This is a genomic window from Stenotrophomonas sp. TEPEL (assembly GCF_004348785.1).
Lineage (GTDB): Bacteria > Pseudomonadota > Gammaproteobacteria > Xanthomonadales > Xanthomonadaceae > Stenotrophomonas > Stenotrophomonas indicatrix.
The window spans coordinates 1,522,474-1,539,730 of the sequence record NZ_QQXJ01000001.1 but is presented as its reverse complement, the minus strand read 5'-3'; the positions used below and the strand labels follow the sequence as shown (position 1 = coordinate 1,539,730).

Sequence of the window (17,257 nt, the reverse complement as noted above, 5' to 3'; positions counted from 1 at the left end):
CGTAGCAGTCCGACACGTGTGACAGGGTTTCCACGTGTGGACGCATGGCATCGCCGCCGATCATGACGCCTGTCCGCCCTACCCGCCTGTCCGGCCTGGAACCGCTGGTCATCACCCCGGACCTGCTGTTCGTCAATGTCGGCGAACGCACCAACGTCACCGGCAGCGCGCAGTTCCGCAAGCTGATCAAGGAAGGCCGTTACGAAGAAGCGGTGGACGTGGCCCGGCAGCAGGTGGCCAGCGGCGCACAGATCCTCGACGTCAACATGGACGAGGGCCTGATCGATTCGGAAGCGGCGATGACCCGCTACCTCAACCTGATCATGTCCGAGCCGGACATCGCCCGCATCCCGGTAATGGTCGATTCCTCCAAATGGAGCGTGATCGAGGCTGGCCTGAAGTGCCTGCAGGGCAAGAGCGTGGTCAATTCGATCTCGCTGAAAGAAGGCGAGGTCGTGTTCCGCGAGCATGCGCGCAAGGTACTGCGCTACGGTGCGGCCGCAGTGGTGATGGCCTTCGATGAGAGCGGGCAGGCCGACACCTGCGCGCGCAAGGTTGAAATCTGCACCCGCGCCTATCGCCTGCTGGTCGAGGAAATCGGCTTCCCGCCACAGGACATCATCTTCGACCCGAACATCTTCGCCGTCGCCACCGGCATTGAAGAGCATGACAACTACGCGGTCGACTTCATCGAAGCCACCCGCATCATCAAGCAGACCCTGCCGCACTGCCATGTATCCGGCGGCGTTTCCAACGTTTCGTTCTCGTTCCGTGGCAACGAAACCGTGCGCCAGGCGATCCACTCGGTGTTCCTGTACCACGCGATCGCCGCAGGCATGGACATGGGCATCGTCAACGCCGGCGCCATGCCGATCTACGACGAGCTGGAGCCGGAACTGCGCGAGCGGGTGGAGGACGTGATCCTCAACCGCCGCCGTGATGCCACCGAGCGCCTGCTTGAAATCGCCGAGCGCTACAAGGGCAGCAAGGGCGCGGCGAAGACCGAAGACCTGGCCTGGCGCGAGAAGCCGGTGGACGCACGGTTGGCGCATGCGCTGGTGCATGGCCTGGATGCCTGGATCGACGCCGATACCGAAGAAGCCCGGCAACGTTCCAGCCGCCCGCTGGACGTCATCGAGGGCCCGCTGATGGCCGGCATGAACGTGGTCGGCGACCTGTTCGGTGCCGGCAAGATGTTCCTGCCGCAGGTGGTGAAATCGGCACGGGTGATGAAGAAGGCAGTGGCCTACCTGCTGCCTTACATCGAAGCTGAAAAGGCCCGCAGCGGCGACACCGCCAAGAGCAATGGCAAGATCATCATGGCCACAGTGAAGGGCGATGTGCACGACATCGGCAAGAACATCGTCGGCGTGGTCCTGGCCTGCAACAACTTCGAGGTGATCGACCTGGGCGTGATGGTGCCGGCGCAGAAGATCCTCGATGCCGCCCGCGAGCACCAGGCCGACATCATCGGCCTGTCCGGCCTGATCACACCGTCGCTGGAAGAAATGAGCCATGTCGCCCGTGAAATGCAGCGGCAGGGCTTTGACCTGCCACTGATGATCGGCGGCGCGACCACCTCGCGTGCGCACACCGCGCTGAAGATCGACCCGCACTACAAAGCCCCGACGGTCTGGGTGAAGGACGCCTCGCGCGCCGTGGGTGTGGCGCAGTCGCTGATCTCGCGCGAGCTGCGGGATGCGTTCGTCGCCGCCAACGAGGCGGACTACGCCGAGATCCGCACCCGCCACCGCAACCGCGGTGACGCCAAGCGCCTGGTCTCGCTGGAACATGCACGTGGCCAGAAGTTCCAGTGCGACTGGCAAGCGTACACGCCACCCGCACCGAAGCAGCCGGGCCTGCATGTATTCGATGACTACCCGCTGGCCGAGCTGGTGCCCTACATCGACTGGACGCCGTTCTTCCAGGCGTGGGAGCTGGCCGGCAAATATCCGGCGATCCTCACCGATGAGATCGTCGGCACCCAGGCCAGCGAGCTGTACCGGGACGCGTGCGCGATGCTGGACCGCATCGTCAGCGAGAAGTGGCTGCAGGCCAGGGCCGTGTTCGGCCTGTGGCCTGCCAACAGCATCGGCGACGACGTACGCGTGCAGCATCCCGATGGCGAGGCCACCCTGCACTTCCTGCGGCAACAGGTGGACAAGCCCGCCGAACGCCCGGATTTCTGCCTGGCCGATTTCATCGCCCCGGCCGACAGCGGCAAGCAGGACTGGATCGGCGCCTTCGCAGTCACCGCAGGCATCGGTATCGACGCGCACGTGGCCCGTTTCGAGGCGGACCACGACGACTACAACGCAATCCTGCTGAAGGCGCTCGCCGACCGCTTTGCCGAAGCACTGGCCGAACGCCTGCACCAGCGCGTACGCACCGGGTTCTGGGGGTACGACCACGCCGAAAGGCTCGACAACGAAGCGCTGATCGACGAAAAGTACCGCGGCATCCGCCCCGCCCCCGGTTACGCCCCCGGTTACCCCGCCTGTCCCGAGCACAGCGAAAAACGCCGGTTGTTCGACCTGCTGGGCGCGGAAACCAACGCCGGCATGCAACTGACCGAGAGCTTCGCGATGCTGCCGACCGCAGCGGTATCGGGCTACTACTTCAGCCACCCGCAGAGCCAGTATTTCGTGGTCGGCCGCCTCGGTCGCGAGCAGGTCACCGACTACGCACGCCGCAAGGGCGTGGACCGTGCCCAGGCCGAACGCTGGCTGGCCTCGAACCTGGATTACGATCCGGAATGATCCGCCGACAGGGTTGGCCCGGTGCCAGCCCTGCCCGCGATTGCTCAGGAAGGCAGGGTCATGCCCGGTTTCACGGTTGCAGAAGCACCTGCTGCAGCGACGGCAACAACACGCGATTGCCGTATGCGCTGAGATGGTCGCCATCGAAGTACAGCGGCCTGCCCTCCCGCTGCGCCGGGCACTTGGCGGCATCGCACAGCACCGGCAATGGGTCCCACAGCACCGCACCGGGCAGGCCATCGACCACCTGCCGCAGGCTGCCCAGCATGGGGGCACGCAGGGTATCCATGGCCACGCGGGTGCTGTCCATGCCGTTGCGGCAGACCTCGTTGCGGGCATTGAAGCGGTCCGAGCAGCGATAGGGTGGCGCCGGCAGGACTGGCTTGGGTGCTTCCAGCACGATCCGCACACCGCGCTCGGCCAACGGCGTCCACTGCGTGATCGACTCAGCCACTTCCGCCTCGCGTCCGGCGGCGGCTTCCGGCGTCAGTTCACCGGCCAGCTGCGCCTGCGCATCGAACAATACAAACTGGTCGGACAGGCGCGGGATCCGCAATGACACCAGCACCACCACATCACCGGGCTGCGCCCGCTGCGTGATGTCGGCCAGCACGGCCGCATCGAACGCAGCACAGCCAGCGCCGGCGCCTCGCCACTTCTGCAGGCTGATCTGCGGGCAACCGCCACGTCCATACAGCGATACCTGCGTCCCGGTATCCAGGGCCAGGCGCTGCAGCAGTTCGATATAGGCCATGGCGTGTGAATCACCGGCAACGAATACCTGCGCCGGCGCGCCTGCGACCACCGGACGGCTGCATTGGCCGCGGGCGAAGGTGCGTGCACTGCCTCCTTCGAAACGGCGCTTGCCGACGTCCAGCTCGCAGTCCGGGTAGTCGCGGGCCACGCTCTTGCCATTGGGGTACCAATCGGCCGGATGTCGACTCACCGTACTCAACGACAGCAGCGGCGCCTGCGCGTACAGCAGCATCTGCATGCCCCCTGCCAGCAGCAGCACCACCCCACCGGTGACTACCCAGCGTGCGGACGTCAGGTGTTGCGCGAGTGGTCCACGGAAGGGGCGTTCCACCCAGCGCCAGGACAGCCAGGACAACACCACCACCAGTCCGACGGCGGCAGCCATCTGCGCAGGCGTCTGCAAGCCGACGGTCCAGCGCATCAGCACGAACACCGGCCAATGCCACAGGTACAGCGAATAGGAAAGCAGGCCGATGCGGCGCATCGGCGAACTGGCCAGAAGACGGCCGATCCACGCCTGCGGGTGATGATGGAGGGACCACAGCAGGCCGGCGGTGGCGAAAGCCGGCAGCAGACCGTCGGGCCACGGCGAGTGCCCCGCGCGCGCGGACCACAGGGCCCAACCCAGCAGCGCCAGCGACAACATGGCCAGCAGCGAGAACAATGGCGCACTGCGTTTTGCGGGCAGCCCGGTCAACGCAATGTACGGCTCGCGCACATGAAGCAGTTGGAAAAGCAGCACGCCCACGCCCAGCTGCCACAGACGGGTACTGGTGGCATAGAACGCCCACGGCGGCGGCGCCTCGCGCGTGCCCAGCGCGGCGGCATGCGAGAGCGACGCCACGCTGACCAGCGCGAACAGGCCCAGGCTGATCCAGCGCCCGTGCCGGCCGCGCGCCCAAGCCAGGAACAGCAGCGGGAACAACAGGTAGAACTGCTCTTCGACGCCCAGCGACCAGGTATGGGTATACGGATTGAACTCGGCCCTGGGCGCGAAATAGTCGTTGCCGATGGCCGCCAGCACCCAGTTGCTGAAACCGAAGAAGGCCATCAATCCGGTCTTGTCGCTGGCCTCGCTCAGCCAGGATTCGGGGATGAACAGAACGCTTGCCACGGCAGTCGCCAGCAGGCAGGTCAGCAGTGCCGGTGCGATGCGGCGGATGCGGCGCGCATAGAAGCGCAGCATCGACTGCCCCAGCGAAAGCGCCGGCAACCGATGTACAGAGGCACTGACCACGAAACCGGAGATGACGAAGAACACGTCAACGCCGGTGAACCCGCCCGGCAGCCAGGCCGGGTCCAGGTGGAACACGATGACGGCCAGCACGGCAATCGCACGCAGGCCGTCGATGTGCGGCACGTAGCCGCGGCTTGGATCAACGGTCATCCCTTCCCTCGCGGCCGCGATGACACTGGGCCCGCCGCAGCCATCCTGTGCTTACCAGACCAGGTCGTCGGGCACCTGGTATTGCGGGTCGGCGTAGGGATCGTCCTCGGCCGGTGCATTCGGGTCGACCTTCAACGCCACCGAAGCGGCGAACACCGCTTCAGACTGGGCCAGGACTTCAGCCGTCACCAGCAGGTAGCGCCCGTTGAGCTGGACCACGCCCAGTTCACCGGCATTGAGTGCCTTGAGCTGCTCGGCGGTGACGTAGATGCGCTTGATCTTGCCGCCGTACGGGAAGTGGCGCGCGATATCGGCCGCTTCAGCATTCAGGCTCTTGTCCTTCAACAGTTCTTCCAGCTTCACCTTGGCCTCGCGGCGCTGGCGGGCTTCTTCCTGCTTCAGGCGCTCGGTCTCGATGCGCTCTTCCTTCTCCCGCTGCGCACGGATCGCGTAAGCCTTGGCCAGATCCATTTCCTCGGCGGTACGCGGCTTGCGCGGCCCCTGCCCGTGGCCCTGGCCACGCTGCTGGCCAGGCTTGCCCGGGCCGCCATTGCCATGCGCCCGCCGCTCGCCGGGTTTGTGTTCGCCCTTGCCAGCGTGCTGCGGCTTTCCATTGCCAGCACCACCCTTGCCCTGCGGGCGGCCATCACGGCGGGGGGCATCATTCTTGCGCTCGGGCTTGGGCGCGGGCTTGAAGCCCAGGCCCATCAGCTGGTCGCGGAGGGTATCGCTCATAGGGTATGGATCAATAGTGCGGCGGCGGCGGTTCGCTCGCCGGATCAGAAGAATTCAATGCATTGCGGACCTTGCCCAGGTCTTCCAGCAGCACGCGCAGGATGCCGGCATTGCGGCTGCCTTCCATGCGCGCGTCTGCAAGTGCATCGCTCAGTTCGGCCAGCGCGTGTTCCTGGAAGGACACGCGCATCTCCAGCTCGACCAGGCGCGCTTCCAGCGCCTGCTCGCGTTCGGTCGGTACTTCAGACATGCAGCGAACGTCCCCGGCCAATGCCGTAATACGCGAGGCCGGCGGCCTCGACTTCAGCCGGCTCGTACAGATTGCGGCCGTCGAACACCACCGCATCCTTCAGCCGCTCGCGCAGCATCTGGAAATCGGGGCTGCGGAACTGCTTCCACTCGGTCACCACGACCAGTGCATCGGCGCCCTCCAGCGCATCGTCGGCGCTGTCACAGAACACCAGGTCATCGCGCTCGCCGAAGATCCGCTGCGATTCATGCATGGCCTCCGGATCGTAGGCGCGCACTGTCGCACCGCCTTCCCACAACTGGGCCAGCAGGCGGCGGCTGGAGGCCTCGCGCATGTCATCGGTGTTCGGCTTGAACGCCAGGCCCCACACGGCGAACGTCCTGCCGCGCACGCCTTCGTCTTCGCCCTTGTCGTAGTGGCGCTGGATCAGGGCGAACAGGTGCCCCTTCTGCGATTCATTGACCGCCTCCACCGCATTCAGCAGCTTCGGCTCCAGGCCGGCCTGCTGCGCGGTGCGCGCCAGTGCCTGCACATCCTTGGGGAAACACGAACCGCCGTAACCGGCACCCGGATAGATGAAGTGCCAGCCGATACGCGGATCCGAACCGATGCCCTGGCGGACCTGCTCGACGTCGGCGCCCACGCGCTCGGCGATGTTGGCGATTTCATTCATGAACGAAATCTTGGTTGCCAGCATCGCGTTGGCGGCGTACTTGGTCAGCTCGGCCGAACGCACGTCCATCTCCACTACGCGATCGTGGTTGCGGTTGAACGGTGCGTACAGACGACGCATCACGGCGACCGACTCGGCGCTGGTCGCACCGATGATGATGCGGTCAGGCCGCATGCAGTCGGCAACGGCGTCGCCTTCCTTCAGGAATTCGGGGTTGGACACCACATCGAAGGCGATATCCGCCCCACGCGCCGCCAGCTCCTCGGCAATGGCCGCACGCACTTTGTCGGCGGTGCCTACCGGCACCGTCGACTTGTTGACCACCACGGTCGGCACCGACATGTGCCGACCGATGGTGCGGGCCACGGCCAGCACGTACTGCAGGTCGGCGCTGCCATCCTCGTCCGGCGGCGTGCCCACGGCGATGAACACCACCTGGCCGTGGCCGATGGCGGTCGCCGCGTCGGTGGTGAACACCAACCGCGACGCGGCGTGGTTGGCCTTCACCATCGGCTCCAGGCCGGGCTCGTAGATCGGGATGATGCCCCGGTTGAGGCCATCCACCTTGGCCTGGTCGATATCGACGCAGACCACCTGGTGGCCGACGTCGGCCAGGCAGGTGCCGGTCACCAGACCTACGTAGCCGGTACCAAAAATCGCAACGCGCATATCCGTGCTGACTCCGTGGTGGCTTACGGCAGAACGCCCAGCAACTCGACGTCGAAGGTCAGGGTGGCATTCGGACCGATCGGACCACCCGGGGTGCCGTTCTCGCCGTATGCCAGTTCACCCGGGATCCAGAAGCGGTACTTCGAGCCGACCGGCATCAGGGCCACGCCCTCGGTCCAGCCCTTGATCACCTGGTCCAGGCCGAATTCGGCCGGGCCACGGCCCGCGGAACTGTCGAACACCGTGCCGTTGAGCAGCTTGCCTTCGTAGTTCACGCGCACCTTGCTGGAGGGCAGCGGACGCTCGCCACTGCCCGGCCGGATCACCTGGTACTGCAGGCCCGACGGGGTGGTCACCACGCCCGGCTGGGTCTTGTTCTTGGCCAGGAATGCGTTGCCTTCCTGACGGTTGGTCTGCGCTGCCTGTGCGGCCTTGGCCTGCATCTCGGCCTGCTTGGCACCCATGAACGACTGGATGGTGGCAGTGGCATCGGCTTCGGTCATCTTCGGCTGGCCCTTGCTCAGGCCAGTGTTGATCGCGTCAAACAGCGAGGCGGTATCGATATCGTCCTTCAGCTGTGCCAGCGACGGACCCACCGAATAAGCACCGATCATCTGCGCGACCTTGACCCGATCGACCTTCGCCGGCTGCGAGCCCGGCGCGACGCCCGGCACCTGCTGGCCGCTGCGGGCCATCACCACCTGGCGCAGGGCGGCATCGGTCGCCTTGGCCTGTTCCTGGGTGATCTGCGGCTGCAGGCCTTCGAAGGAACGCTCCACGGCAGTGCGCAGCGCGGCTGCATCGATTTCATCGGCGATCGGCGCGAACGACTTGGCCACGTCCAGACCAATGGCGTAGCCGAGCTTCTGCTTGGGGGAATTCAAGGGTGCGGTCTCCTTGGCGGCCGAGGGAGCGGCCGGTTGTTGCGACAGGGCGACACCGGAGGTGCCCATCGCCAGAATCAGAACCGACGCCGCGGCGCCGCGCATTCCCATTTTCATTCGCTGCATTCCTGGAAGTGACTGGACGCCGACGTCGGCGCGAAAACACGTATTGTCGCACGCATGCCGTCGATGTCGAGGCATCCGTGCCGGCATTCAATGTGCGGCCGGTGCCGCCAGCGCCTTGTCGATGGCCGCTTTCAGCTGCGGATCATCCGGGGTGACCTTGCTGGCGAACTGGGCAATGACCGTGCCATCGCGTCCGACCAGATACTTGTGGAAATTCCACGCCGGCGCCACGCCGGTGGCGGCAGTCAAGCGCTGATACAGCGGCGTGGCCTGCGCGCCGGTCACGTGCACCTTTTCGAACATCGGGAACTTCACACCATAGGTAAGCGTGCAGAAATCCTGGATCTGCTTTTCATCACCCGGCTCCTGCCCCTTGAAATCGTTGGACGGGAAGCCGAGCACGGCAAACCCCTTGCCGGCGTACTGCTTCTGCAGCGCTTCCAGACCCTCGTACTGCGGGGTATAGCCGCACTTGCTTGCCGTATTGACCACCAGCAGCACCTGCCCGTGGTAACGCTGCTGCAGGTTGACCTGCTGCTTGCCCGCCAGCGGCCGGTACGACAGATCCAGCAGATCTGCGGCCGACGCGGCGGCCGACGTGGCCAGGCCTGCGGCCAGCAGGGTCAACAGGGACAGGCCGCGAACGCGGCGCGAAGAGGCAGTCGACAAAGGCATTGGGAGACGGTCCGCGGTAGCCATTCCAGGGGTCCGGCCGTGACCGGCCGGGAATCGGCCGAACTATAGCACTGGGGTCTGCACGCCCCTGGAGCGCATGCGCTTTCGCGCTTTGCACGGCATGGCGGAAGCACCCGGCCGCGCGTCCAAGCCCACTGGTGATGACATAGCATGGACATGACTGAATGGAAGGCCGACGGAAAACGCGCTTCCGCAGTTTCATTTTTCAATGCATATCAAACGGTTGAACGAATATTACGGCGCCATAACTACCCCTGCCATCAGTTGGGTGTGGGCAGGACTTGCACACAGGCGTGCCGGTGTTATAGTTGCATACAACACCAGTCACCTGAGACAGGGGGAACCATGAACAGCCGGATGCGTCGCAGCCTTGCCGCCCCTGCGGTCACCGCGGTATCAACCGTGTTCGTGCTGGTCTGGCTGGCCATGCCGGCACCGCCTGCCGCCTCCTCCCCCGCCCTCTCCGAAGACAGTACGCAGGACGCAGCAGCACCCACGGCAGGGAATGCCGCTCCCTCTCCCTCCCCCCCGCGTCGGCTGCACAGCTCCCTGTCCATGCCGTATTTCTCGTTCGCACAGCCGCTGACCCCACGGAGCTGAATATGAGCGACATCCAGTGGAGCGACGGCGCTCCCATCTACCGCCAGCTGAAGGAACGCGTGATCGCCATGATGCTTGACGGAATCCTCAAGCCGGGCGATGCCCTCCCTTCGGTGCGCCAGGTGGCCGCCGATTACCAGCTCAACCCCATTACCGTTTCGCGCGCCTACCAGGAGCTGGCCGATGAAGGCCTGGTCGAGAAGCGCCGCGGGCTGGGCATGTTCATGACCGAACAGGCGGCCACGCAGCTGCGCAGCAGCGAGCGCGAACGCTTCCTCAACGATGAATGGCCGGCCGTACTGGAACGCATCCAGCGACTGGGCCTGAGTCTCGACGAATTGTTGCCCCAGGGGAAATTCTGATGAATGCCAGTCCCACTACCGCTGTGCCAAGCGACGCTGTCATTACCGCCCGTAGCCTTCGCAAGGCCTACAAGAACACGCTCGCGCTCGACAACGCCAGCTTCTCCATTCCGGCAGGCCGCATCATCGGCCTGATCGGCCCCAATGGTGCCGGCAAGACCACCGCGCTGAAGGCGGTGCTCGGCCTGACCTCGGTGGAAGGCGAGCTGAGCGTGCTCGGCCGCGACCCGCGCGTGCACCGCGACGATCTGATGAACGACATCTGCTTCATCGCCGATGTCGCCGTGCTGCCGCGCTGGCTGAAGGTGCGTGAGGCGATCGACTTCGTCGCCGGCGTGCACCCCCGCTTCGATCGCGCCCGTTGCGAACGCTTCCTGGCCAACACCAAGCTGCAGCCGAAGCAGCGCGTGCGCGAACTGTCCAAGGGCATGATCGTGCAGCTGCACCTGGCCCTGGTGATGGCCATCGATGCCAAGGTGCTGGTGCTGGACGAACCCACGCTCGGCCTGGACATCCTGTACCGCAAGGAGTTCTACCAGCGCCTGCTGGAAGACTACTTCGACGAGCAGAAGACGATCATCGTCACCACCCACCAGGTGGAAGAGATCGAGCACATCCTCACCGACGTGATGTTCATCCGCGACGGCCGCATCGTCCTCAATGCGGAAATGGACGAAGTTGGCGACCGCTATACCGAACTGCTGGTCAGTGCCGACCAGCTTGAAACCGCCCGCGCACTGAAGCCCATCGACGAGCGCAGCCAGGCCTTTGGCAAGACCGTCCTGCTGTTCGACGGGGTGCCACGCAGCCAGCTGGCCAGCCTGGGTGAAACCCGCAACGCCGGCCTTGCCGATCTGTTCGTCGCTGTCATGAAGGGGACCTACGCATGAATGCCGTCAACCATCCTGTCAGTCCCGCAGGCACCCTGCGCTGGCTGCTCAAGCGCGAATACTGGGAAAACCGCGGTGGTTTCCTGTACGCCCCGGTGATCGCCGGCATCGTCTCGCTGCTGATGAGCGGCATCGGCATCGGCCTGGGCCTGTTCGCCCTGCACCGTGCCGCCCGCGACGGCGGCCTGCACATTGATGGCGAGGACGTGAACATCAACGGCCTTGATCTTGGCCTGCTGACCCGCCAGATCAGCGCCAACGACATGGCTGACCTCGGCAACGGCCTGGACCTGACTCTCATCCTCAGCTCGACCTGGCCTTTCCTGGTACTGGCTTTCGTGGTGTTCTTCTACTGCCTGGGTGCGCTGTACGATGATCGCCGCGACCGCAGCATCCTGTTCTGGAAGTCGCTGCCGCTGTCCGATACCCAGACCGTGCTGTCCAAGGCGCTGAGCGCACTGATCGTGGCCCCGTTGGTAGCGACGCTGGCTGCCATCGTCACCATGTACGGGTTCCTGCTGATCATCAGCCTGGTCGCGTTGACCCATGGCGGCAGTCCTACCACCCTGATCTGGGGGCCGGCCAGCCCGCTGACCCTGGCCGCCGGCCTGCTCGCCGCCATCCCTGTTTACGCCTTGTGGGCGCTGCCCACCGCCGGCTGGCTGCTGCTCTGCTCGGCCTGGGCAAAGAGCAAGCCGTTCCTGTGGGCGGTGATGCTGCCGCTGTTCGCCGGCATCATCGTCAGCACCACCAAGCTGATGCACCTGTTCGACCTGACCACCGGCTGGTTCTGGCAGCACATCGTCGGCCGCCTGCTGCTGGGCACCGTTCCAGGCGTCGACCTGCTGTACCGCCTGGGCGCCAGCAACGAACACAAAAGCCTGGATTCGATCGTTTCGTTGATGAACCCTGCCCAGCAGCTGAAGTCGCTGGCGATGCCCGACCTGTGGATCGGCGCGGCCTTCGGCGTGGCCTTCATCTTCATCGCCATCCGCCTGCGCAAGCGCGCTGGCGAAATCTGATCGCCAACCTGGAGGCACCATCCATGCGTTCCTTGATTGCCTGTACTGCACTGTTGCTGTTGCCGCTGTCGGCGCTGGCCGCCGATGGACCGAACTGCAAGTTCTCCGCGCCGCGCGCGTTGAAGATCGACGCGGCCGGTGCCAAAGCGGTGGTGTTCGAGATCAACCAGCATGACCTGAAGGTGGTCGCCAGCGCGGGGGGCGGCCAGCTCGAAGGCCGCGCGTGCGCGTCCAGCAAGGACTGGCTGGACCAGCTGGTGCTGGACCAGCGCCGCGTGGGCGACAAGCTGGTGGTGAGCCTGCGCCGCGACAGCCGCGACGCGCTGTCGATGGGTAACAGCTACGCCTGGCTGGACATCCGTGGCAGCGTGCCGGACAACCTGCCGCTGCAGTTCAAGATCGGCTCGGGCGATGGCAGCATCGAGAACGCGCAGTCGTTGAGCATGGACGTGGGCTCCGGCGATGGCATCGCCCGCGGCACCCGTGGCAGCGTGCATGCCGCAGTGGGCTCGGGCGACCTGGACGTCGATGGAGCCGCGTCGTTCAACCTGCTCTCGCTGGGTTCGGGCGACGTCAACGCCCGCAACATCGGCGGTGATGCCAGCGTCGGCACGGTCGGTTCCGGTGACCTGAAGGTGTCCGACGTGCGTGGCAACGCGCGGCTGGATACCGTCGGTTCGGGCGACATCGGCTTCAAGCAGGTGCAGGGCAACGTCGAGGTCGGCGTGGTCGGCTCCGGCAACGTCGATATCGAGCAGGTCGGCGGCAATGTCCGCGTGCGCAGCCACGGCTCGGGCGACATCGATGTCGACGGCGTGCGCGGCAACCTCACCGTCGAGCACAGCGGCAGCGGCGATGTCCAGCATCGCAACGTGTCCGGCACCATCACCCTGCCGCGCGGCAAGTAACGTCCAACCATCCGATCCGAGGGGAATGCCATGAGTCTGCTGCGCCTGCTGCCTGCTGCCCTGCTGTGCCTGCCGCTGATCGCCTGTGGCGACACGTCCAGCCCCGACAAGACCACCGGCAAAGCGGTGGCCGAGACCGCAGGCGGCGTCGGCCAGACCGTCAAGGAGGCGATGGATGACGCCCGCAGGGAAATTGCCGAAGGCGGCATCAAGATCTCGGCCGACAACCAGCCACGCGCGGAGATCACCCCGCAGGGACAGCTGCTGATCGGTGGCAAGCCGGTGGCGCTGGACGATGGCCAGCGTCGCCAGTTGCTTGATTACCGCGGCCACGTGGTGGCGGTGGCGATGGACGGCATGGATGTCGGCCTGGCAGGTGCCAAGCTCGGCGCCAACGCTGCCGGTGAAGCGCTGAAGGGCATCTTCAGCGGTGACAGCGAAGGCATCGAGAAACGGATCAACGCCGAGGCCGCCAAGATCGAAGCGCAGGCCAAGCGCATCTGCGACCGCATGCCGGCCATGCTGGCCAGCCAGCAGGCCCTGGCTGCCTCGCTGCCGGCGTTCAAGCCCTATGCCACGATGGACCAGAGCGATGTGGACGACTGCGGCAAGGACACCGTCGTCAACCGCTGACCCCTGTGACAGATCAGCGCACCCGGCCGGCCGCGCACCTGCGTTGCCGGCCGCTGCGCCCCGGCGGGCTTACAATGGCAGCCCCGGATGCACTTCATCGAACCGCCATGAAAAAGCTGTTTCTGCTGCTGGCCGCCCTGCTCTGCCTGGGCCTGGTCGGCTGTGACCAGGACTACCGCAACCACCGCGCCGAGCGTGGCAAACCCAAGATTTCCGTCAGCGAGAGCATCGTGACCGTTCGCCGCCAGCCGGCACCGAACATCATCATCCTGCCCGACGGGCAGATGAAGATCGATGAGATCCTGATCCCGCTCAACGCCGAACAGAAGCAGATGCTGCAGACGATGTTCGGCAAGCTGCAGGTGCTGCGTCAGAACACGCTGGTGGCCGCACCGGCCGACCCCGACATGCAGCCGGTGAAGATCGTGCCGCCGGAGGGCATGCAGGTGATTCCGCCGGACCTGGTGCAGACCATTCCCGAGTTCAAGGATTACACCGAGACCTTCGGCAACATCGTCGCCGACCGTCGCTGAAACGAACAACGCCGCCCTCCCGGGCGGCGTTCTTCTTTCTCGCCTGTAGTGGCTGCGGACCTCGGCCCGCACACCGCTCGATCAGCCGCCGGCACCACCGCCACCGGCCTGGATGCCACCGGCCGTCAACGCGGCCGGATCCAGCAGGCGGCGCAGCTCGGCTTCGGCCAGGCCACTGTCTTCCAGCGCCACGTCCAGCACCGGGCGCTGCTCCTTGTAGGCGCGCTTGGCAATCGCTGCGGCCTTCTCGTAACCGATGATCGGGTTCAGCGCGGTCACCAGGATCGGATTGCGCGCCAGCGCCTCGGCCACACGGTCCTCGCGCACCTTCAGGCCGGCAATGGCGCTGTCGGCCAGCAGGGTCGACACATTGGCCAGCAGGCCGATGCCATCAAGCAGGTTCACCGCGATCAGCGGCAACGTCACGTTGAGCTGGAAATTGCCGGTCTGGCCGGCCACGGTGATCGCCGTGTGGTGGCCGATCACCTGCGCGCAGGCCATCACCGTCGCCTCAGGAATCACCGGATTGACCTTGCCCGGCATGATCGAGGACCCCGGCTGCAGTGCCGGCAGTTCGATCTCGCCCAGGCCCGCCAGCGGGCCGGCGTTCATCCAGCGCAGGTCGTTGGCGATCTTGATCAGGGCTACCGCCAGCGCATTGAGCTGGCCCGACAGTTCCACCGCGTCGTCCTGCGCGGCCAGGCCTTCGAACTTGTTCTCGGCGCTGTCGAACTTGAAGCCGGTCTGCTGCTTCAGCGCCTTGGCAACCTGTGCACCAAAGCGCGGGTCGGCATTGATGCCGGTGCCGATGGCGGTACCGCCCAGCGGCAGGCGGCGCACGCGCTTGAGGCTGTCTTCGATGCGCTCCTGGGCCGAGGCCAGCTGCGCCGACCATGCACCGAATTCCTGTTCGAAGGTCAGCGGCATCGCATCCATCAGATGGGTGCGGCCGGTCTTGACCACCTTGCGCAGGCTGCGGCCCTTCTTGTCCAGCGTCCTGCGCAGGTGCACCAGCGCCGGCAGCAGCTGCTCATGGGTGGCCAGCACGGCCGACACGCGCAGCGCCGTTGGAATCACGTCGTTGGAGCTCTGCCCCTGGTTGACGTGATCGTTCGGGTGCACCGTGGTCTTGCCGGCCTTGCCGGCGCGATTGGCCAAGGTGGCGATGACCTCGTTGGCATTCATGTTCGAGGACGTACCCGAGCCGGTCTGGTAGATGTCGATCGGGAACTGCGCGTCCCACGTGCCGTCCGCCACTTCAGCCGCGGCAGACTGGATGGCCTTGGCCACGGTCTTCGGCAGATGGCCCAGCTCGGCATTGACGCCGGCGGCAGCGCCCTTGACCAGGCCCAGCGCACGGATGAAGCCGCGCGGCATGCGCTGGCCCGACACCGGGAAATTCTGTACAGCGCGCTGGGTCTGCGCGCCCCACAGGGCGTCGGCAGGCACCTGCAGCTCGCCCATGCTGTCGTGCTCGATCCGGAATCCCTTGGGGGCACTCTTGCTTGCAGCTTTGCTCATTGCATCAACTCCGCACTACTTCAGTTGGGGAAAGGAAAGCGGCGGCTGGCAGGGTGTCGCTTCCCGGGCTGGCGGCTGCGACAACGATACTCCCTTGTCCGCAGCGTGGGATGGCGAGGACGGGCCAGATCGTTTCATCCGCAGGGCCGATTGAACGGGCAGCGCGTTGAACGGGTAGCGCCGGGCCGCGCCCGGTGAGCGCCCAGCGCGGCCGCCATCCGCCGGGCAGGGCCCGGCGCTACCGAGCATGCGAAGGCCACGCGTCGTAGAATATCGGCCCCGCCGCTCGTCCCAGCCCCGCCGACATGTCCGAATCCGCCCTGCTCGCCCTGTCCCCGCTCGATGGCCGCTATGCCGGCAAGGTCGACGCCCTGCGCCCGATCTTCTCCGAGTACGGCCTGATCAAGGCCCGCGTCACGGTCGAAGTGGAGTGGCTGCTGGCCCTGGCCGCCGAGCCGGGCATCGTCGAGCTGGCCGCGTTCTCCGACGCTGCCATCGTCCGCCTGCGTGCACTGGCCAACGGCTTCAGCCCGGCCCAGGCGGCGCGCGTGAAGGAGATCGAGCGCACCACCAACCATGACGTCAAGGCGGTGGAGTACTTCATCAAGGAACAGCTGAAGGACGATGCCGAACTGGCGCCGGCGCTGGAGTTCGTGCATTTCGCCTGCACCAGCGAAGACATCAACAACCTCAGCTACGGCCTGATGCTGGAACAGGCCCGTCGCGAGGTGCTGCTGCCGACCCTGGACGGCATCGCCACTGCACTGCGCACGCTGGCCCATGCCCAAGCCGGCCAGCCGATGCTGTCGCGCACCCACGGCCAGACCGCCTCGCCGACCACGCTGGGCAAGGAGCTGGCCAACGTGGTCGCCCGCCTGGAGCGCCAGCGCCGGCAGATCGCCGCGGTTGAACTGACCGGCAAGATCAACGGCGCCGTCGGCAACTACAATGCGCACATCGCCAGCTACCCGGATGTGGACTGGCCGGCCTTCGCCGAGCGCTTCGTGACCGGGCTGGGCCTGGTGTTCAACCCGTACACCACCCAGATCGAGCCGCACGACAACATCGCCGAGATCGGTGATGCCGCCCGCCGCGCCAACATCATCCTGATCGACCTGGCCCGCGACATCTGGGGCTACGTCTCGCTGGGCTATTTCAAGCAGCGCCTGAAGGAAGGCGAAGTCGGTTCGTCGACGATGCCGCACAAGGTCAACCCGATCGATTTCGAGAACGCCGAAGGCAACTTCGGCATCGCCAACGCGCTGTTCGAGCATTTCAGCGCGAAGCTGCCGATCAGCCGCTGGCAGCGTGACCTGACCGATTCCACCGTGCTGCGCGCGCTGGGCACCGCGTTCGGCCACAGCCAGGTGGCGCTGGATTCGCTGGCCAAGGGCCTGGGCAAGCTGGAAGTGAACCCGCAGCGCCTGGACGCCGATCTGGATGCGGCGTGGGAAGTGCTGGCCGAGGCGGTGCAGACGGTGATGCGCCGCCATGGGCTGCCGAACCCGTACGAGCAGCTGAAGGCGCTCACCCGTGGCCAGGGCATCACGGCCGAGTCGATGCGCACCTTCGTGCAGGGGCTGGAGCTGCCGGCCGATGCCAAGCAGCGCCTGCTGGAGATGACCCCGGGCAGCTACACCGGCCTGGCCGAGTCGCTGGCGAAGAAGATTTAAGGGTTTTCCTTGCGGCGGCGGCCGCGGGCGCTGCCTGCGGCAGGCTTGTACTGCCACGGCAACAGCAACAGCAACGTCAAAAGCGGCTCTGGGTTTTTGCCGTGCTTGGCGGGGCGGGTTGGGTTCGCGGGACACGCCGTAAACCCGTCCCTGGGGGCTCGATGGCGCCATCCATGGCGC

The 17,257-nt window shown here is 65.9% G+C and carries 15 protein-coding genes; 8 read left to right on the top strand and 7 right to left on the bottom strand.

What is annotated here, in order from left to right; translation table 11 throughout:
- Window positions 1-62 precede the first annotated feature (62 nt).
- Window positions 63-2,759 carry a methionine synthase gene (gene metH, locus TEP_RS06885; RefSeq protein WP_132826467.1) on the top strand — a complete coding sequence of 899 codons (2,697 nt, stop codon included), beginning with the start codon at window positions 63-65 and terminating at the stop codon, window positions 2,757-2,759.
- Window positions 2,760-2,829: 70 nt separating this feature from the next.
- Here the strand turns inward: metH and TEP_RS06880 are convergent, their stop codons facing one another.
- The 6 genes from TEP_RS06880 to TEP_RS06855 form a co-directional block, all read right to left on the bottom strand.
- Window positions 2,830-4,902 carry an acyltransferase family protein gene (locus tag TEP_RS06880; protein WP_132824732.1) on the bottom strand — a complete coding sequence of 691 codons (2,073 nt, stop codon included), beginning with the start codon at window positions 4,900-4,902 and terminating at the stop codon, window positions 2,830-2,832.
- Window positions 4,903-4,953: 51 nt separating this feature from the next.
- A complete protein-coding gene (locus TEP_RS06875) occupies window positions 4,954-5,637 on the bottom strand; it encodes a DUF2058 family protein (RefSeq protein ID WP_032976315.1) in 684 nt (227 codons plus the stop codon).
- 10 nt (window positions 5,638-5,647) lie between these two features.
- Window positions 5,648-5,887, bottom strand: coding sequence for a SlyX family protein (locus tag TEP_RS06870; protein ID WP_025876828.1), 240 nt, complete (start codon window positions 5,885-5,887; stop codon window positions 5,648-5,650).
- A complete protein-coding gene (locus tag TEP_RS06865) occupies window positions 5,880-7,229 on the bottom strand; it encodes a UDP-glucose/GDP-mannose dehydrogenase family protein (protein ID WP_132824731.1) in 1,350 nt (449 codons plus the stop codon). Before TEP_RS06865 ends, TEP_RS06870 begins: the two co-directional genes overlap by 8 nt.
- Window positions 7,230-7,252: 23 nt before the next feature.
- Window positions 7,253-8,230, bottom strand: coding sequence for an FKBP-type peptidyl-prolyl cis-trans isomerase (locus TEP_RS06860; RefSeq protein WP_132824730.1), 978 nt, complete (start codon window positions 8,228-8,230; stop codon window positions 7,253-7,255).
- A 96-nt stretch (window positions 8,231-8,326) separates the two neighbouring features.
- Complete coding sequence (locus tag TEP_RS06855) at window positions 8,327-8,914, bottom strand: glutathione peroxidase (RefSeq protein ID WP_132824729.1); 588 nt, start codon at window positions 8,912-8,914, stop codon at window positions 8,327-8,329.
- A gap of 623 nt (window positions 8,915-9,537) precedes the next feature.
- On the opposite strand from TEP_RS06855, the gene TEP_RS06845 reads away from it, so the two are divergent.
- The 6 genes from TEP_RS06845 (at window position 9,538) to TEP_RS06820 (ending at window position 13,883) form a co-directional block, all read left to right on the top strand.
- Window positions 9,538-9,897, top strand: coding sequence for a GntR family transcriptional regulator (locus TEP_RS06845; protein WP_132824727.1), 360 nt, complete (start codon window positions 9,538-9,540; stop codon window positions 9,895-9,897).
- Window positions 9,897-10,787, top strand: a complete 891-nt coding sequence (locus TEP_RS06840; protein ID WP_132824726.1) for an ABC transporter ATP-binding protein — start codon at window positions 9,897-9,899, stop codon at window positions 10,785-10,787. The genes TEP_RS06845 and TEP_RS06840 overlap by 1 nt, the downstream gene beginning before the upstream one ends.
- Window positions 10,784-11,809 carry a hypothetical protein gene (locus TEP_RS06835; protein WP_132824725.1) on the top strand — a complete coding sequence of 342 codons (1,026 nt, stop codon included), beginning with the start codon at window positions 10,784-10,786 and terminating at the stop codon, window positions 11,807-11,809. Before TEP_RS06840 ends, TEP_RS06835 begins: the two co-directional genes overlap by 4 nt.
- 23 nt (window positions 11,810-11,832) lie before the next feature.
- Complete coding sequence (locus TEP_RS06830; RefSeq protein ID WP_132824724.1) at window positions 11,833-12,717, top strand: DUF2807 domain-containing protein; 885 nt, start codon at window positions 11,833-11,835, stop codon at window positions 12,715-12,717.
- A 30-nt stretch (window positions 12,718-12,747) separates the two neighbouring features.
- The gene (locus TEP_RS06825; RefSeq protein WP_132824723.1) at window positions 12,748-13,350 is read left to right on the top strand and encodes a hypothetical protein; all 603 of its coding nucleotides are present in this window, start codon (window positions 12,748-12,750) and stop codon (window positions 13,348-13,350) included.
- A gap of 107 nt (window positions 13,351-13,457) precedes the next feature.
- Complete coding sequence (locus TEP_RS06820) at window positions 13,458-13,883, top strand: hypothetical protein (RefSeq protein ID WP_093819044.1); 426 nt, start codon at window positions 13,458-13,460, stop codon at window positions 13,881-13,883.
- A gap of 81 nt (window positions 13,884-13,964) precedes the next feature.
- Here TEP_RS06820 and TEP_RS06815 read toward each other — a convergent pair whose 3' ends face one another.
- Complete coding sequence (locus TEP_RS06815; protein WP_132824722.1) at window positions 13,965-15,404, bottom strand: class II fumarate hydratase; 1,440 nt, start codon at window positions 15,402-15,404, stop codon at window positions 13,965-13,967.
- 305 nt (window positions 15,405-15,709) lie between these two features.
- Here TEP_RS06815 and purB point away from each other — a divergent pair, with 305 nt between their 5' ends.
- Complete coding sequence (purB, locus tag TEP_RS06810) at window positions 15,710-17,077, top strand: adenylosuccinate lyase (RefSeq protein WP_033831519.1); 1,368 nt, start codon at window positions 15,710-15,712, stop codon at window positions 17,075-17,077.
- Window positions 17,078-17,257: the final 180 nt, after the last annotated feature.